Annotated in this window: 18 protein-coding genes; 14 read left to right on the top strand and 4 right to left on the bottom strand. The window is 48.9% G+C overall.

Annotation, left to right across the window (positions count from 1 at the left end):
- Nucleotides 1–72 precede the first annotated feature (72 nt).
- Genes B7982_RS09155 through B7982_RS09145 form a run of 3 tightly spaced genes read left to right on the top strand, consistent with a single transcriptional unit; the run spans nt 73 to nt 3,234 of the window.
- A complete protein-coding gene (locus B7982_RS09155) occupies nt 73–906 on the top strand; it encodes a TIGR02147 family protein (protein WP_088660477.1) in 834 nt (277 codons plus the stop codon).
- Nucleotides 893–1,801, top strand: a complete 909-nt coding sequence (locus tag B7982_RS09150) for a hypothetical protein (protein WP_088660476.1) — start codon at nt 893–895, stop codon at nt 1,799–1,801. Before B7982_RS09155 ends, B7982_RS09150 begins: the two co-directional genes overlap by 14 nt.
- A gap of 17 nt (nt 1,802–1,818) precedes the next feature.
- On the top strand, nt 1,819–3,234 hold the full coding sequence (locus B7982_RS09145; protein WP_088660475.1) for a hypothetical protein: 1,416 nt from the start codon (nt 1,819–1,821) through the stop codon (nt 3,232–3,234).
- Between the two features lie 120 nt (nt 3,235–3,354).
- Here the strand turns inward: B7982_RS09145 and B7982_RS09140 are convergent, their stop codons facing one another.
- Nucleotides 3,355–3,801 (bottom strand): hypothetical protein, encoded by a 447-nt coding sequence (locus B7982_RS09140; protein WP_088660474.1) that lies wholly within the window; start codon nt 3,799–3,801, stop codon nt 3,355–3,357.
- 77 nt (nt 3,802–3,878) lie between these two features.
- Nucleotides 3,879–4,778 carry a hypothetical protein gene (locus B7982_RS09135; RefSeq protein ID WP_088660473.1) on the bottom strand — a complete coding sequence of 300 codons (900 nt, stop codon included), beginning with the start codon at nt 4,776–4,778 and terminating at the stop codon, nt 3,879–3,881.
- A 390-nt stretch (nt 4,779–5,168) separates the two neighbouring features.
- Here B7982_RS09135 and B7982_RS09130 point away from each other — a divergent pair, with 390 nt between their 5' ends.
- The 5 genes from B7982_RS09130 to B7982_RS09110 are packed head-to-tail and all read left to right on the top strand — an operon-like array spanning nt 5,169 to nt 9,668.
- On the top strand, nt 5,169–6,899 hold the full coding sequence (locus B7982_RS09130) for a type II secretion system protein GspD (protein WP_233138466.1): 1,731 nt from the start codon (nt 5,169–5,171) through the stop codon (nt 6,897–6,899).
- A gap of 38 nt (nt 6,900–6,937) precedes the next feature.
- Nucleotides 6,938–8,104, top strand: coding sequence for a hypothetical protein (locus B7982_RS09125; RefSeq protein ID WP_233138465.1), 1,167 nt, complete (start codon nt 6,938–6,940; stop codon nt 8,102–8,104).
- Entirely contained in the window at nt 8,085–9,062 is a 978-nt protein-coding gene (locus tag B7982_RS09120) for a hypothetical protein (protein WP_088660470.1), read from the top strand. The genes B7982_RS09125 and B7982_RS09120 overlap by 20 nt, the downstream gene beginning before the upstream one ends.
- The gene (locus B7982_RS09115; RefSeq protein WP_158212994.1) at nt 9,059–9,364 is read left to right on the top strand and encodes a prepilin-type N-terminal cleavage/methylation domain-containing protein; all 306 of its coding nucleotides are present in this window, start codon (nt 9,059–9,061) and stop codon (nt 9,362–9,364) included. Before B7982_RS09120 ends, B7982_RS09115 begins: the two co-directional genes overlap by 4 nt.
- 25 nt (nt 9,365–9,389) lie before the next feature.
- On the top strand, nt 9,390–9,668 hold the full coding sequence (locus B7982_RS09110) for a prepilin-type N-terminal cleavage/methylation domain-containing protein (RefSeq protein WP_088660468.1): 279 nt from the start codon (nt 9,390–9,392) through the stop codon (nt 9,666–9,668).
- Between the two features lie 91 nt (nt 9,669–9,759).
- Here the strand turns inward: B7982_RS09110 and B7982_RS09105 are convergent, their stop codons facing one another.
- Nucleotides 9,760–11,289, bottom strand: a complete 1,530-nt coding sequence (locus B7982_RS09105) for a glycosyltransferase (protein ID WP_233138464.1) — start codon at nt 11,287–11,289, stop codon at nt 9,760–9,762.
- Nucleotides 11,290–11,467: 178 nt separating this feature from the next.
- Here B7982_RS09105 and B7982_RS09100 point away from each other — a divergent pair, with 178 nt between their 5' ends.
- The 3 genes from B7982_RS09100 to B7982_RS09090 all read left to right on the top strand — a co-directional run bounded on the left by B7982_RS09100 (nt 11,468) and on the right by B7982_RS09090 (nt 12,960).
- The gene (locus tag B7982_RS09100) at nt 11,468–12,016 is read left to right on the top strand and encodes a sulfurtransferase TusA family protein (protein WP_088660466.1); all 549 of its coding nucleotides are present in this window, start codon (nt 11,468–11,470) and stop codon (nt 12,014–12,016) included.
- 132 nt (nt 12,017–12,148) lie between these two features.
- Nucleotides 12,149–12,616: a hypothetical protein gene (locus B7982_RS09095; protein ID WP_233138463.1), complete on the top strand. Its 468-nt coding sequence runs from the start codon at nt 12,149–12,151 to the stop codon at nt 12,614–12,616.
- Between the two features lie 2 nt (nt 12,617–12,618).
- Complete coding sequence (locus B7982_RS09090; protein WP_073425058.1) at nt 12,619–12,960, top strand: hypothetical protein; 342 nt, start codon at nt 12,619–12,621, stop codon at nt 12,958–12,960.
- Nucleotides 12,961–13,026: 66 nt separating this feature from the next.
- Here the strand turns inward: B7982_RS09090 and B7982_RS09085 are convergent, their stop codons facing one another.
- Complete coding sequence (locus B7982_RS09085; protein WP_088660464.1) at nt 13,027–13,665, bottom strand: hypothetical protein; 639 nt, start codon at nt 13,663–13,665, stop codon at nt 13,027–13,029.
- Nucleotides 13,666–13,858: 193 nt separating this feature from the next.
- On the opposite strand from B7982_RS09085, the gene B7982_RS09080 reads away from it, so the two are divergent.
- The 3 genes from B7982_RS09080 (at nt 13,859) to B7982_RS15145 (ending at nt 17,191) form a co-directional block, all read left to right on the top strand.
- Nucleotides 13,859–14,788 carry an Rpn family recombination-promoting nuclease/putative transposase gene (locus B7982_RS09080; RefSeq protein ID WP_088660463.1) on the top strand — a complete coding sequence of 310 codons (930 nt, stop codon included), beginning with the start codon at nt 13,859–13,861 and terminating at the stop codon, nt 14,786–14,788.
- A gap of 208 nt (nt 14,789–14,996) precedes the next feature.
- Nucleotides 14,997–16,901: a SulP family inorganic anion transporter gene (locus B7982_RS09075; protein ID WP_088660462.1), complete on the top strand. Its 1,905-nt coding sequence runs from the start codon at nt 14,997–14,999 to the stop codon at nt 16,899–16,901.
- A 161-nt stretch (nt 16,902–17,062) separates the two neighbouring features.
- Nucleotides 17,063–17,191 (top strand): hypothetical protein, encoded by a 129-nt coding sequence (locus tag B7982_RS15145; RefSeq protein WP_012820371.1) that lies wholly within the window; start codon nt 17,063–17,065, stop codon nt 17,189–17,191.
- Nucleotides 17,192–17,222: the final 31 nt, after the last annotated feature.

Raw genomic sequence — 17,222 nt, 5'->3', positions numbered from 1 at the left:
TTTGCAAAAATCTTTAATTTTGTAGCATAAAAAGACTTGATTTTGGAAAATTACGGTTTTATATTTTTTAATATGAAACCGATCGTCGAATATACCGATTTCCGCATGTTTATGCGTGATTACTACGAGGAACGCAAGCGCTGTTCCGCGTTCTCCTGGAGAGAATTCTCCAAGAACGCAGGATTCAGTTCACCCTCGTACATGAAGGTCGTTTGCGACGGTAAAAGCAAGTTGAGCCGTATCGGTGTAGAACGCACGGGTGCTGCCATGGAACTTGCTGGTTTCGAGATGGATTATTTCAGGGCGATGGTCAAGTTTGGCCAGGCGGAAACAGAAGAAAGTAAAAAAGCCGCCTACGAAGAAATGCTTTCCATCGCAAAGACGTACAAAGTCCGTACGATTGAAGGCGAGTTTTTCAAGTACTACGATACTTGGCACAACTCGGTTGTCAGGGAACTTGCCCCGATTATGCCGGGCGCCACTCCTGGCGAAATGGCGAAGATGTGTTATCCGCAAATTTCTGCTGCGGAAGTTCGCGATTCCCTCGATTTCCTCACAAAATCGGGACTCCTGAAAAAAGAAGATGAAAATTTTGTCCAGTCCGAAACTTCGATCAAGGGCACAACGGATGCAACGCGACTTGCCATGAGAAATATGCTCCGCCAAATGTCCAGGCTTGCGACTTCGGCGCTTGAACTCCCGAAGGAAATTCGTAATTTTAGTGGAGTGACCATGGGGCTTTCGCGCGAGTCTTTCCGTAAAATCGAATGTGTGCTGAATGAATGCCGTCGCCAGATTATTGCCATCGCCGCTGAAGAAAAGAATATTGAACAAGTTTATCGCTTGAATTTGCAATTATTCCCCCTGACGAAAAACGTGAAGGAGAACGAAAATGAAGAAGTGTAGTTTGTATGAACTTATAACGCTCGCGGTAATCTTTTCGTTGAGCTTCTTTGCGGGGTGTTCTTCGGATAAAATTGCAGGTACGTCCGAAGAAACAAATGAATTTGCCTATAGAGTTTCGTCGAGCTCCGAAGAGGAATCGTCTAGTTCTTCTGCAAAATCGTCGAGTAGCTCACGAGTGGCTTCAAGTAGTTCGCGCACAATTTCTAGTAGCTCGCACGCCATTTCGAGCAGTTCTGCAAAATCAAGTAGCTCTTATGCGGAGTCCTCGAATAGTACGCCTCCTGGAGCCACAAGTTCTTCTACTGGTGTTGATGTGAATAATAATTCTAGCAGTTCTGAAAAACCAAATGAAGGTACGGCAAAGCCTGATATTTCGTTGGATTATTACTTGAAATTGCTCAATCAAGAATCGGATGCGTTTGATAGTGGCGTCATGGCGACATCGATTGATCTAAACATAGATGGCGATCCGCAAAATCCGAATCCGCCGATGACGACCGAATTTGATACGCCTTGGCCGCACAAGATTGTAAAGCAGAATGTCGATGCGTTGCAAGAATACTTCCCGATGGCATTTGCGATGTATCCTCAAATCATCAGTGCGATAAAGAACGAAACTTTGGACGAAAATTGTGGACTTTATACGTTCAATGTGTATAGCGATGGATTGACTGCAGCCTATATCGTTGCTGAAATTACCGAGAATACCATCAAGGTGATTGATATTCCGGCGGGAGAATGTAAGGCGCTGTCTTTGACTCAAATGTCCAGGTTCCTGTTCTACTATTGTGGCGAAATCAATAGCCATGCCGAAGCGGAACATATAAAAGTTGATGTGGATTTGTCTGATAATTGCCCGAATCTTAAAACGGGTAATGAGTGGGTGAAATTATAAATTAAGGAGAAAACATCATGAAAAAGAATCATTATGTCAAGGTGATGAGCCTTGCCGTTGTGGCGGCTACCTCTTTTGCAGTCGTTGCATGCGATAACGATACTCTCAGCGGTCCTGATTTCAACGCTGGAAACGGTGGGACTTCCTCGGCAGTTGAACAGCCTGCTCCGCAGTCCTCTAGTTCAGAGGTTGCTGTAAGCTCTTCATCCGATATCCCGCTCAGCTCGCAGTGTGCTGCACTGCTTCCTGAGTGTGGTTACACAGTCGAACAGCTTTGCGAATCTGGCGAGACCCGATTCTGCGTGAGCAGTTCTTCTTCTGTGAAAAACAGCAGTTCTTCGTTTTCTCAAAAGCCGTTGAGCTCTAGCTCTGTTGAAGTTTGTCCGAACGGTCATTGGGCTACCCACTGTAATGGGATTTGGACTCAGGAACCGGTTTGCTGCGAAGAAAAAAACGTGGAAACTTGCAGACACATCACGGATTACGATGGCATGACCGAAAAGGGTAACTGCGTGGATCAGAACGGCCGCACCGCTGTTGACTGCGTGACAGGTGCAAACTATGAATGTCAAAACAACAATTGGCAACTGGTGACTTGCTTGAATGTCAAACCGGATGAATGCAAGCCGGGGATGGGTGGCTGTGGCTACCGTCTCTGCCAACCGGATGGCATCAAGGAAATTGCCGATTGCGGAAGTGGTGCCATTTACGTTTGCAACGGTGAAACGTGGGAAGTCAAGGCGACGGATAACAATAAATTCTGCGCCCAAGGTAAACTCGAATACTGCGAAGCTTGCTATAAAGAAGGCGTATTCAACGGCCATTACAAGTGCGAAGGCGGCAAGTGGAGAGAGTACGGCATGGGCGATGAAATCTGCGAGCACATCACCGATGTCAAATGCGATGATAATAGGCCTGGTTGCGGTTTTTGCGGTGTAGAAAAAAGATTTGCATTTGATTGCGAAACAGGTGAGGAATTTGTGTGTGATCAGGGATACTGGTCTCTGAATGTCAAGGATTGCGAACCGGGAATGGATGGATGCGCGGTTCCTGTATGCAACGCTCTTGCTCCTGAATGCGGCTATAGCGAATACGAACTTTGCAACAAGTATGGCATCGATAGATACTGCAATGACAAGTGGCTGAGCGAACCTTGCGATGGCTCCGAATCTAGCAGAGACCTCCGCATCGTGGAATCCAATAATAGTTTCAGGATTGAAAACTACATCTGCGTCAATAACAAGTGGGTGGAACGCTTCAAGTATTACGAATGCGGTGAAGAAGTCGATTGCGACCGCCCGTCTCTGCGTTGCCAGGCAAGCCCTGTAATCGGAACCGCTTGCGAAAACGAAGGCGAGTCTAGCGATATCGATGGCTGCGTGTTCTTTTGCAGCGCCGGTCGCTTCCTCTACGCTCCGCCGCCAGCGTGGTGATAAGCGAGAATGTCCTTTAAAATAAAATGTCCGCGGATCTCTTGTAACTGCGGTCTGTGAAAAAAGCGGCGCCATTCGGCGTCGCTTTTGTGTGGGTTGGTAAAATTCAAATCTTTGGTCTTAAAATTTAGGACCTTTAGGGAAAGGGACGTGTTCGTTTGGACGAGGAACATCGAACGGCGGGTTTTCTGGGTGCTGTTTTTCCCATTCGTCGCGATTCTTTTCGATTTGCCCTTTTTCTTTGTTGATAATATTTTCTTTCGTGATATTCTTGTTTTCGTTTAGCGCGTTGTTGCTCGTTTTTTGCAAGTTGATGTCTTGCTGGATATCCTTGATTTCGGCTTGGGCGTTTGCCTTGATGTCCGAGAGAATTTGTTGCCGTGCTTGCTTGCGTTCTTCACGTAAGCGCTGCCAGTCTTCTTTCTGTTTCTGTCCAAGGTCAGGGGCGTCCTGCGCTATTTCTGACCTTCCTGCAGGTGTCGCGATATCGGATTCCGGTTGTGCAAACGGAACCGCCACGAATACCGAGCTGGTCAAAAGTGCAATAATTTTGTTTGCGTTTTTCATAGCGTTAACCTTGAAAAGACTCGGAAAAAAGAGGGCGACGGTTGCTCCCGCCGCCCAGTTTTTTAGGAGGAAAGTCCTTATTCAACCTGTGCTACGGTCTTTTCTTCTTTTACAGTTTCCTTTTCAGCCTTCAAAGCTTCACGTTCTGCACGCTGTGCTTCGATTTCGGCCTTCTTGGCTTCGATTTCAGCCTTGCGAGCTTCACGTTCGGCCTTCAAAGCTTCTTCGCGTTCTGCACGCTGAGCTTCGAGTTCGGCACGCTTGGCTTCCATTTCGGCCTTCTTAGCTTCGCGTTCGGCCTTCAAAGCTTCTTCACGTTCTGCACGCTGTGCTTCGAGTTCAGCCTTCTTAGCTTCCAATTCAGCCTTGCGAGCTTCGCGTTCAGCCTTCAAAGCTTCTTCGCGTTCTGCGCGCTGTGCTTCGAGTTCAGCACGCTTTGCTTCCATTTCGGCCTTCTTGGCTTCGCGTTCGGCCTTGCGGGCTTCTTCGCGTTCAGCACGCTTAGCTTCTTCTTCGGCGCGCTTGGCTTCCATTTCGGCCTTCTTAGCTTCGCGTTCAGCTTTCAAAGTTTCTTCACGTTCAGCACGCTTTGCTTCTTCTTCAGCCTTCTTAGCTTCACGTTCGGCCTTCTTGGCTTCGAGTTCAGCCTTGTGAGCTTCGCGTTCGGCCTGGAGTTCTTCTTCCGTCTTCGGGGTCGGCGGTTCGATTTCCGGCTTCGGCGGCTTCGGAGCTTCTACCTTGGCTTCGTCCTTGTCGAGCTTGATCTTGTCAAGGAGACCCTTGCGAGCTTCCTTGCTTTCTTCGCGCATCTTCTTGAAGTCGATCTTGTCGACAACTTCAGCTTGGACTTCTTCCGAAATTTCAGCGGTGATTTCGGCCTTGACGCTCTTCATGTCAGAGGCATCGCTCTTGGCAGATGCATTGGCAAAAAAGGCAAGCGTAGAGATTGTGAGGATTGCGATGAATTTTGTTTTCATGATTCTTCCTATGGTTGTGGGTGGATTTTTTTGTTTCCACCCTGTATTTAGCAAGAACCGTGCCAATTTTGAAAATGTGGCGAAATTGCGTAAATTTCGATGTTTTTGTCCGAAAAGTCCTTTTTGCTGGTCTTAAAACCCATAAAAAAACGAGGTAATTCGCCTCAGTGGGGATAAAAGTTCCGAAAATTTTATTCCCCTTTAGACGTCTTGTTTTTCTAATTGCTTTTTTATACATTAGTTCGCAACTTATTATATCATTTCTTAGATCCTTAAATATTATCCCGGGCAGGGGCCGCAATTGTAACGCCAGAGGCGTTCGCATTGAAAAAGCGGGCATGCGCATTTTAGGAGAATCGTGTGCTTCTAAGGATCTTGGGAATTTCCCTTTTGACATTGTTGTTGTCTTCGTCGGTGGCGGGAGCGCGTTCGGTTGAAAAGCCAAAGTCAGTTCGGACTTCATCGGGGGCGGTTACGCTTGATTTTGTGGATGTCGCGCTCTCGGAGGTGGCGCGGACGCTTTCGCTTGCGTATGGAACGTCCATTTTGACGGATGATGCGGGCGATGTTCGCGTGACGTTTCACCTGGAGGGGGTAAGCCTTTTCGAAGGGCTGACTTCGCTTTGTGCATCGCATGGCTTGGATTTGGTGTTGGAAGGGCGTGTGTACCATATTCGGCGGGCGCGTGTGCAGAACGGTACGATTGCGCTCACGGATTCTGGCGTGGTCATTGACGTGAAAAACATGAACGTGCGCGAGTTTGTGAAGGAATTTGGCCTGAATACGTGCGTGAATGTGCTTGCGGATTATGACGTGGATGGCGTGGTGAGTGGAAATCTGAGGCGAATGGTTCCAGAAATGGCGTTTCGCGTGTTGATGGAATCGAACGGGTTCAAGGTACGCGGGGAGCGTGGGTGTTTGCGGGTTTCGCGTGCGAAAACGGGGAATGCATTGAACGGTTCGCCGGATGGTGCGGAAGTTTCTGTGGAACGTGCGGGAGACCTTTATTCGGTGGATTTGCAATCGGCTTCGCTCAAGGCCGTGCTTAAGGCAATTGCAGAAGAGGCGGGGCTCAATTTGGCGGTTTATGGCGACTTGAATGAAACAGTGCAGATGTCGTTCAAGGATGTTTCGTTGCCGGAACTTTTAGCGTCACTTTTTCGCGGAAGTGCGTTCACGTTTCGGCTAGATTCGTCGTCGCTTTGGGTCTCGGAAGAAGGGGCGAAAGCGCTTGCCGATGTACAGGTATTCCCGCTAAAACATGTTTCGCCCGAGAAGGCAATGTCGCAACTTTCAAAGTTTATGAAAGGCTCGGAACTGAATGTCTCGGAATATCGTGAGCAGAATGCGCTTGTGCTTGGTGGCTCACCGCGGGCGATTGCGCGTGCTGAGGAGCTTTTGAAAATGGTCGATGTGCCTCAAATGCAGGTGACGCTTGCGTGCGTGATTGTGGAGTTCCGCAAGGGGCGTAGTTTTGCGATTGGTGTGCGGAGCGGGGCAACGCGGAATGTGGGTGAGCGCGATATTCAGGCGCGCGGGTTCTTTGATTTCTTGGGCAAGGATATTTCGAAATCGGGGGCGTTCGGAAAAATTGGAATCTTGCCGGATCGCTTTGAGCTGGAGCTTTCGTCGATGGAAGAGAACAACGAGGCAAAGGTGCTTGCGCGACCGCGCGTGACAACGTTGAACGGCAACAAGGCGGAACTTAACGTGACGAATACGGTCTATTATCTTGTCAGTCAAGTTTCTGCAGATGGCTACCCGATTACGGATTATCGTTCGTTTAACGATGGTATTTCATTGGAACTCACTCCAACGATGACGCAAAACGGTTTGATAACGTTGTCTGTGTCGCCGGAAATCAAGACGGCGGGCAGGAGCACTGGCGATGGGCCGCGAGACATCAGTTCTCGGAACATGAAGACAACAGTGGTGTTGCGCGATGGCGAGACTTTGTGCTTGGGTGGGCTTATTCGCAAGAACAAGACGGAGGTGCGCTCGGCGGTGCCGTTCTTGGGGAGTATTCCTTTGCTGGGGCGTCTGTTCAGTTACACCTCCGAAGAAGAGGACGAAAGTGAACTCGCCATTTTTATCACGCCGAGTGTGGAGACGAAGGAATGATTGGGTGGGCGAAAAAAGTCGCGCCTGTCGCGGCTCGGATGATGACGTGGGAAGTGACGACAGCATTTGACGGGATGCCTACGGAAACGGAATTGCGCAAGCGATTTGATGAAAATTTTAGAGAAGTGTTTAATGCCGGTTTTGCAGATGGCGAGTGCGCGGTTTTCTTTTGGCCGCTGGTCTCGTTCAATGCGTCGGATGGACGCAAACATCGCTATCTCGTGGCGGTGGCGGATGAACCGTTGGAAAATTACCGAAAAACGTTTGACCGTTGCTTGCCAAAACAAATTGCGTTGTATGCAATTGCTGATAAAGTACTGCGAGGCGAACGGGATGGTGTGAATTGCTTGAAGTGTGATGAAGCGTGCGCGGAGTGTGGCGGCGAATGTGTTGTGTTTGATAATAACTGCGTGGAAAATGGAAATTTGTTGTTTGTCGCGTTTTGGGGACATTGCCTGTACATCCTCGTTTTTATGGAAGGCCGTTTATGCCATTGGTCAGAAGAGTATGGCTACGGAGAAGTGTTTGATGACGCTTGTCGGGAACGTGTAGCGCGCTTTAAGGAATTCTTGAAAGCCGATGAACTGTTTGCGAAAATGAATGACGTGGGGGAGTTTGTTGTTTGCTGTGAGAAAGTTGGGACTGTCGAGGAATCGCTGCATGTGAAAGATCTCTTTCAAGTTGCTGTGCGTGATCCGTTTTGGCGTGGCAAGGATTTAGATGAGTGCGATTCGATGAAACCTTGTGAACTGCGTCGATGGGTGATGAGCTCTGTGGCTTTGCTTGTTTTTTGTGCGAGTGTTTTTGCAATGTGTGGCGGTTCTTTGAATTTGTTATGTGCAAAATTTTTTGATGACGAATTGCGCAATTCGTTTGTAGACGTTGCGCCTGTAGAATTGAGTCAGCCTGCGGCTCGTGATTTAGAAATGCTTGCGTGGGCGGAAGGGCATCGCGATTTGCTCCCTGCCAAATGGACTCTCGGAAGGGCAGGGCTCTCTTCTCGTGGCGCCTGCGATTCGTCGGAAATCAATTTACTTGGAATTGTGGGCGGGCGAGTGGCGCTCGTGAAAACATCTGCAGGTGAGACGAAAACGCTTTCGGTCGGTGATTCGCTTTCTCGATATCGCGTGAAGCGAATTGGAATGAACGATGTTGTGATGCGTTGTGGTCGTAAGGAGGTTCGTTATGCGCTCAAAATGCGGTAACGTTCTTCCGCTTGTGTTGGGCTTGTTACTTGTGCTTTCGATTCTCGTGACTGCAATGCTTAAAATGCCGGGGACGCTCCGCCGAAACGTATCGCTTGTTGCAAAAGAAACACAGGAAATGTACCTTGCGGAATCGGCGGTGCTCGCGAAACTGAATGGCTTTCCGGATGGCTATTTTGCGGAGCTTCCGATTGTTGAATCTCGGATTCTTGGACCGTGGACCGAATGGCGTGTTCGTAATAAATTCCAGTTCATGCTGGGGCTTGAATACGGGCGATTCTCGACTTCGGAATGGGCGCGTTGTGCCGTAGTGCTGGAGCAGAATTTGCATGAACGCATTTTGCATTCAGCGGGCTTAAAAAATTTGTCAGGGAATCGTCGCTTTTTTAAGCTCGATTCTTCGGATGGGCTTTCTGCAGAACGCACGATGGCGATAAACGTGAGCGTAGGCGATTTGAAGTTGGATCTTGGCGAATCCCGTGCTTTTGACAGTGTTTTTGAAAATCAGCGAAGTTCGCAAAAGTTGATCCGTTCTTTTATGGCGAATGTCGAGGGCGATGTCAAGATTCGCGGGAATGTTCACTTTGATACGCTTCGGATTTATGCGACCGGCTCAGTGAGCGTTCAGGGAAATGTGACCGCGGACTTTGCTGAAATTTTTGGGCTTGCGGGAGTGTCTGTCTCGGGAAATGTCTCGATGGCGGGTGCGCTCCTCTCGAAACTGAATATTGAAATTTCAGACCATGCACAAATGAATTTCCCGAGCGTGGCTCTTGCGGTCGGCTATCGCGAGAACCGCTTGTCGCTCCTTGAAAAGTCTGTGTTTGAAGGCTTGGCGATTGCGCCGTCTGGAACTGTTGAACGTGATTCTTCGGCAAAGCTTCTCGATTCAACTCAGGCGCTTTTGCCATTTTGTATGGACACTCGCAATGTTGTGTTTTCCCGGAGGCGCTTGTGACTTGTTCTCGTCAAGGCTTTACTTTGCCCGAAGTTTGCGTGGCGCTTACGGTTTTTCTCGTTGGAACAACGGCGCTCCTTGGCGGTTGGAACTTCTTCAATCGCGAAGTGGCGGGGGAGCGGAAGCGCTTGGAGGAATTCTATGACGTGCTATCTTCGATGGAATCGTTGGTTGCGAACCGCCCGGATTGCGCGGACTCTTTGTCGGTTCGCCTGATTCGTGTTCCTGGTAACCCGCATTTAGCGTGGGCGGTTGTGGAACGTGAACATTATTCTCTCAAACGCTTGGTGCGTTGTCGGTGAGAATCGGAGGCGCTTTTCTTTGCGAATGAATCTAGCTCTGCCTAAATCTTCTCGACACGGCTTTACGCTCTTGGAAATGCTTGTCGCCATAACGGTTGCCGCGCTCCTCACGACCGTCTCGTTGAACGTTTATTCGATGTTCCATCACGGCGTTCTCGAAACAAGCCTCCATTACGAACAGTTCGTCTCGGAAAAAGTCAAAGAACTCCGCTGCCGCACCCGCTTTGTGCGTGGCCTCCCGCCTTGCGACACTACCTCGGGCGAATCTCGTGCATCCCGTGGCGCCATTCGTGCGCGTTTCTAGAGCCCCAAAACACCAACAAAAAAAGCCCCGCGTTTGCGGGACTTCTTGAATTGCGTTTGGCGAATTTCGCCACATCTTGCAGGACTTTAACTTAGTTCGTAGCCTGTTCTTCGACGCATTCGGAGCACTTAATGGCCTTGCGAACTTCGAAGATGTTGCTGATGTAATGCATAAAGCTAAGCACGCTCACCGAGAGGAAGCCGATTGCATAAAGGGCAAGGAACGGTCCAATGATGTACTTGCTGGCGTTGATGTATTCGAGCAAACCGAAGATGCAGTAGACGCCGACGATAAGTTCGAGGAGTGCCATCCACGGGAACTTCTGTGCGTAGTGGCTCTTGGCCTTCTTCTTTGCGCCACCGTTCTTCGGGGTACGGACGAAGCTGCCCTTTGTACCGAGAACTGCGGCGAACACTGCGCGAGAGTTGCTGACTGCGATGCCAACGCCGAGCGCCATCAAGATGGGGAGCGAGAGCAAGCGGATCTTCCAACCGGTGTAGCCGGAGCAACGCTGGGCAACAAAGTAAAGAACAGAAGGAGCGATTGCGGCGAGGAAGATGAATGCGAAACCAACCGTGTATGCCCAAGTGGGGAGGTGTCCGACCGGTTCAAAGAAGGCGAGCAATGGCCAAGCGCAGAGGGCGGTGAACAACATGCAGGGGTGGATCGAGTAGTGCGTCGTGTGAAGTATTGCGCCAATCTTCACGCGGAACGGAACCTTGGAGCGCAAAACCTTCGGCAAAATCTTGATAGCGGTCTGGATGGAACCCTTTGCCCAGCGGAACTGCTGAGCCTTGAATGCGTTGATGTCGTTCGGGAGTTCGGCCGGAACAATCACGTCGAACACAAACTTCATCTTCCAACCAGCAAGCTGGGAACGGTAAGAAAGGTCCATGTCTTCGGTGAGCGTATCGCCTTCCCAGCCGCCACCGCCGTAAATAGCGTCCTTGCGCCAGACACCGGCGGTACCGTTGAAGTTCATGAAGAGCTTGCCCCAGCTACGTGCGGACTGTTCCACCACGAAGTGGCCGTCGATACCGATAGACTGGGCGAGCGTAAGACCGGATTCGGTGCGGTTCAAGTGACCCCAGCGGCCCTGGACAAGGCCGACCTGCGGATCCATGACCAAGTACGGAACGGTCTTCAAGAGGAAGTCTTTTTCAGGAACGAAGTCGGCATCGAAGATGGCGAGGAATTCACCCTTTGCAACAGCCATGCCTTCCTTGAGGGCGCCAGCCTTGAAGTCCTTGCGGTTCGTGCGGTGGATGAGCTTGATGTCATAACCGCGGGCGGCGAGTTCAGCGACTTTCTTCTTGGTGACTTCGTAGCATTCGTCCGTGGAGTCGTCCAAGACCTGGATTTCGTGCTTGTCCTTGGGATAGTCGATGGCGCAGACCGCTTCAAGGAGTCGTTCTACGCAGTTGGCTTCGTTAAAAACCGGGAGCTGGGTCGTGACCTGCGGGAGGTCTGCCATGGAATGTTCGCGGTAATACTTCAAGATCGCTTTGCGGTCTGAAAGTCGCGTCTTGCGGCTGTTCTTGAGGAATAGGTAGATGCTGTAGTAGCAACTGAACCCGTAAATCACCAATCCCACGCCTGCGATAACGTAGACGACGAACATTGCGTATAGTAGTATAGTACTCATTCTACTGTAACCTTTGCATTTATTGAATGCTTGGGGCCAAATATAGAAACGCTATGTGACCTTTGCTACATTTTTCAGGAATTTTGGCCCATTTTTTGCTTTGGAAAGTGTATTTTTACATAGGTTTGGTTAGACTTTTTTACAATGGCGAAATATGCAAAAAATGGCAGATGAACGCAAGAAAAATTTAACATCTCCAATCGCTCGCTGGATAGATGCGAACCGCGAAACCGCAGGTTTTACAGAATCTTTACGTAAATTATTAATGTATGCGTGCGTGGAATGGATCCGTCGCGGTACATCGGCACTCCTTACCCCCGAAGAGGCTCTATCTAAAATAGTATGTTGTGGTCTTTCGGAGTTCCCGGTGGGGGAATGGGCAGAAAATCCCGAAAATTACACCGATGAAATCGCCGATTTCTGCGAAAAAGCGAAAATTTTGCCGTTACCTGCCACCCTCCAGGGCGAAATTCCCTCCCTTTTGGATCTCCGTGGTGTAAAATGCCCCCTCAATTCCGTCCGTTCGCGAATCGTCATGTCCGGTTATCCGGCAGGCCGAACGCTCAAAATCTGGCTCGATGAGGGTTCCCCGATAGAAAATGTGCCCGGATCGCTCATTGCCGATGGCCATAAAGTGCTTTCTCGCGAAAAAAAAGGCAATTATTGGGAAATCTCTGTGGTCAAAACGCAATCTAAAGTATAGATTGTTTATGTGGAAAACAGAGTATTAGTTATAGGCGATGAATTATTTGGGCCAAAGGGCGAAGCGGCGAACCGTTTTGTGGAAGCCGTGCTGTGCCGGGAACCTAGCCGACCTATACAGTTTTCCGTAAATGTGCCTGTTGCGGTCTCGTTATCGCAAATCAAAGCGCGTCTTTCTTCCGATGTCATTGGTAAAAATGCCGGCCGCATTATCATGGGGCTTGGGCTGCGTGAACTGAACCACGGCGGTACCGATGGCGCCTCGATCGCCTCGCTTTACGAAACGCTCGTGAACGAACTCGTGAACAAGACGCAGTCGCGACTCTTTTTGCTCACGATTCCCCCGGAAATGTTCCCGATTGCATTAAGCGAGGTGGAATATTTAAATACTATGATTCGTGAGTTTTGCGCTGCGAATGCCCCCCGCACAAAGCTTCTCGATTTTGCGGAATTTGCCGAGACGTTCAAGGAAAAGCAGATGGAACGCGGCAAGTTCGGGCGCTCCCTCTTTATGGAAGATGGCTCTGCCACGTCGCTTTGCTGCATGCTTTTAGCGCTATATTTGCAGGATAAACTTGTAGAAGATTTAAAGGAGATGTAATTATGGGTCTTTTTGACAATCGTTTTGCTAGTAAAAATGCGGCCATGAGCCGTGCGTTCTCCATTGATTCCGAAAAGGACAAGCAGAAACGCAATACCGCCCGCGAGCCTGCCGCCCCCAAGATGGGCATCTGCGACAAGTGCCACAAGGAAGCCTTGCTGCGCTCTTACCGCACCCGTGAAATGTCCATGTCCGACGGAGCCGCAAGTTTTGGGACGGTGGTCAAGCACCTCTGCGAAGATTGTGCTCCGCGTTCCAAGCGCTTCGAAGATGCAAACGTGCCTGCGATGGACAAAAAGCAGGTCAAGAACCTTATGCGCTCCGCAAAGAAGGGCTTGCTGTAGTAAAAACAAGCTGAAATTAGAGCTTTGAACTTTAAATGGATATGTCCGCGAAGGCGGGCGTATCCATTAATATTTGATTATATGACAATTGTTGTTTGTCGAAAATCGTCCGCTTGCGTCTCGATTGAACGTCTTTGACTTTGAATCTTTTGCGGTGCGCAATCGATGAATTGTTTGCGTCTGAATCCCCTGAATAACGGTGTATTCGCCTACTGCAGAAAGCTTGGGAACGTAATCGCAATGTGTATTTTCGTCCCATACGTTGTAATATAATGCAGAGTAGTTTTTGACGTAAAGCGTATCACCGATATTTAACTCAAGATCGCTTGGGTAGAGAATCCATGTTGAGTCTGCGACCTTTGACATAAGGGTTTCTTTTTCGGAATGAATTTTAAAATTGTGTAGTACTGCTCGAGCTCCGCGACTTGTTTTTGCGGATTCACTTTGAGTGTATTTTACGGTAACGTTGCAACCGGGAATTGCTTTCATGCAAATTGGATCCGTACTGAGGTCAATATTCGCTTCAGCGACAATGCCTGAAATATCTACGGTGTTGCCCAAATTAGGGAATGAGGACATGTCTGTGTTTTCGGTAGGCAATTCATTCTGAATCTGCATTCCTTTGGGAGTGCTGCTGATTTTGCAGGACTGAGCCATAGCTTCGCCCAAAGCAATAAGAATGAGTATAAAGGAAATTTTTTTCATACATATAATGTATTTTTACTTGAGATAAAGTTCAAGATGTTCAATTTGTGTTTTGGGTAAATTATAATAAATCGCAAAAATTTTACACAAAAAATGTGGGCCAAACGGGCGCGAAAAGCGTGTTAATATAAAGGACGGGGAGCTGTTTTCCGTCTATGAGCCGACATTATCGGGAATTTAACAACGGAAAAATATGGAAAACAATAATAACATTGTAGAAGCACATTGGGGTAAAACTATTAGCGAGGCTAGAACTTATGAGGAATACAAAGGCGCAGGAGTTTTTGCTGACCTTCTTACGGACAGGACTTTCAAGAAAGCCTTCAATCCCGACACTAAGAACAAGGTTTGTCTGATTGCGCTCTTGAATGCTGTGCTTGAAGGAGAAATATCATCGCCGATTGTGGACGTGCAGTCCCGTGACAAGGAATTCAATGACGGGTCGAACGAAAACCGGACAACAGTCTTTGACTTGTACTGCATCGATTCGGCACAGCGACGCTTTATTATCGAAGTGCAGCTCCTTATGCAAGAAAACATTGTCAACCGTGCAATTTATTACGCATCGCAGACTGTCATTGCGCAGGGCGAACGTGGACAAAAGTACAATTATGAGCTGAAACCTGTTGTTACAGTAGTTTTTATGGAATTCAATGTATTTGTCGATGACCGCTATATCCGCCGTGCCAAGCTCCGTGAAATCAATGGGGCTAGCGTTAGCGAAGTCCTTTCTTTCGCTTTTGAGGAACTCCCGAAGTTCAACAAACCTCTGGACCAGCTTGAAACAACGCTAGACAGGGGGCTTTACGCGCTCAAGAACATGAAAAACATGACGCAGATGCCCAAGCAGTATGCCAATACGGCATTTGAACTCTTGTTTTCGAGTGCGTATTTGGCTAAATTATCGAAAGAGGAACAGAAAATGATTGATGAAGCGCAGAAAGCCAAATGGGATGAATATGCAATCAACAAGGCCGCCCTTGATCGAGGCCGTAATCAAAAGGCTCGCGAAGTGGCAAAAGATTTGCTTATTGAAGGTGATTCTGTAGAAAAGGTCGTACGCGTTTCAAAGCTTTCTGAAGCTGATGTCTTAGCGATTAAAGCGGAAATCGATCAAAAGTAATTAATGCTCTAGGCATTAAAAAAGCCAATGACAGTAAAAATAATCCGAGGTCAATCAAAGACCTCGGATGTTTTTTATCGAAAAAGAGGGAAAACGGAAAAAATCGAGGACTGCTGTAAAATATATTTTATAAAAAAATCTTACCCCCCTTAACGAAATTGGGGTAAATTCCTAAATTTGGGTCTCGAATTTAATATGGAGACCTTCAATGTCTGATATTCACGCCAAGGAATCCGTCAAGCAGTATTTGACAGGCGTCGTTTCGACAATCACCCCGGAAATCGTTCGTAGCATTAAGCGCGGCTACACTCGCAAGGATTTCACTAGCGACTTGATGTCGGGCTTGATTGTCGGCATTTTGGCTCTCCCCTTGGCGATTGCATTTGCTATCGCTTCTGGCGTGGGTCCGGAACAGGGCCTTTACACGGCCATTATCGCTGGCTTCATCATCTCGCTGTTGGGCGGTTCCCGCTTCCAGATTGGCGGCCCGACGGGCGCATTCATCGTGATTGTCTACGGCATTGTAAGCCAGTACGGTTATGATGGCCTTGCTTCGGCAACGCTCTTGGCCGGTATCTTCCTCGTCATTTTCGGTCTTGCTAAGTTTGGTGCGATTATCAAGTTCATCCCGTATCCGGTGACGGTCGGATTTACGGCGGGTATCGCTATTATTATTGCGCTTGGACAGGTGCCGAACTTCTTCGGCCTTACGTTTGCAGGCGCTGACCCGGCTGATGCTGTGGGCAAAATCAAGCTTTACGTTTCTTCTTTCGGTTCCATGAATGTCTATTCCGTGATTGTGGGCGTTGTCGCTCTCGCGGTCTGCATCTTGTGGCCGAAGATTACCACGAAGGTTCCGGGTTCCCTCATTGCGATTATTGTGGCGACGGTGATGGTAAAGGTCCTCGGCTGGGATGATCCGGTGAACGGTCACGGCGTGGTGACGATTGGCATGAAAAACCACATCCCGAGCGGATTCCCGGTGCCGCACCTCCCGAATATCAGCCTCGAAATGATGCAAAAGGTGTTCCAGCCGGCACTTACGATTGCCATGCTTGGCGCTATCGAATCGCTCCTTTCTGCAGTGGTGGCTGACGGTATGACGAGTACAAAGCACCGCTCTAATACGGAACTTTTCGGCCAGGGTGTGGCTAACATCTTGAGCCCGATTTTTGGCGGTATCCCGGCAACGGGTGCTATTGCCCGTACCGCAACGAACATCCGTAACGGTGCCGTGAGCCCGATTTCTGGCCTTGTTCACGCTGTCGTTCTATTGCTTATCATGCTCGTGCTTGGCAAGTATGCCGAAATGATCCCGATGGCCGCCCTTGCTGCCGTGCTTTTCCAGGTCGCTTTCAATATGTGCGGTTACCGCAGCGTGATCAAGATGTTCAAGGCCCCGAAGAGCGACGTGACGGTGATGCTTGTTGCCTTCTTCCTCACGGTGATTATCGACCTTACGGTCGCTATCGAAGTGGGCGTGCTCCTTGCTGCCGTGCTCTTCATCAAGCGCATGAGCGATGTGGCCGAAGTTGAAGCGGTTTCTTCTGCCTTGAAGGATGACGATGACGAAGCCGCCCGCAATACTCTCGGCCGCCAGGTGCCGAAGGGTGTGCTTGTGTACGAACTTGCCGGTTCGCTCTTCTTTGGTGCGGTGGACAAGTTCAAGGAAACGATGAACCGCATTTCCGAAAAGCCGAAGATCTTGATTTTGCGCATGCGTAGCGTCTCTAGCATTGACGCTGCCGGTATCAACATGATTGAAGACTTGCTTAAGCGTTGCAAGAGCGAAGGTACGCAGCTCCTCTTGAGTGGCGTGCATGCCCAGCCGGTGGTGGCTTTGACCCGTGCCGGTGTGCTTGCCCAGCTTGGCGAAGAAAACGCTCTCGGTAACATTGATGCGGCCCTCAACCGCGCCCGCGAACTTCTTGGCCTCCCGATTGTGGATGCCTCCCAGGAAGAACAGAAGGCTCCGACCGTGTCTTGGGAAAAGAGCCTCGACAAGCCGTGGATGCCGGAAGAATCGAACGCTGCCGTGGCTGAAGAAACTCCGGAAGTCATTGCAGAACGCATGATGGACGAACCCATCAAGAAGATTGAAGAACGTAAGTAATGAGTTCGTACGAAATATGTAAATTTTGTACGGATTTATTAGGTGACTTTGCTCAAATTTTCTGAAATATCGTAAATAATTTTTTAAAAAAGTCTTTTGATTTTTGAAAAAAAAAGTTAAATTAAGCTTCGTAGGAGAATCCTACGGTTTACGAGATGAGAATGGGATACTGGGAAGAAAATCAATACACTGATGAAGACCCGAAGCGGACTGCTTTTGAGGAATTCGTCGTAAATTTTGTGGTTGCCTTTAGCGGCTCCGCTCTATTGTTCCTTGTGAACATCATGTAAAACCTTTAAATTTCCCGCTTTTCGCGGGATT

The sequence above is a fragment of the Fibrobacter sp. UWB2 genome (genome assembly GCF_002210425.1).
Taxonomy (GTDB): Bacteria; Fibrobacterota; Fibrobacteria; order Fibrobacterales; family Fibrobacteraceae; genus Fibrobacter; species Fibrobacter elongatus.
Note: the sequence above shows the minus strand (reverse complement) of the source record. Positions and strands in the feature narration are given on the sequence as shown.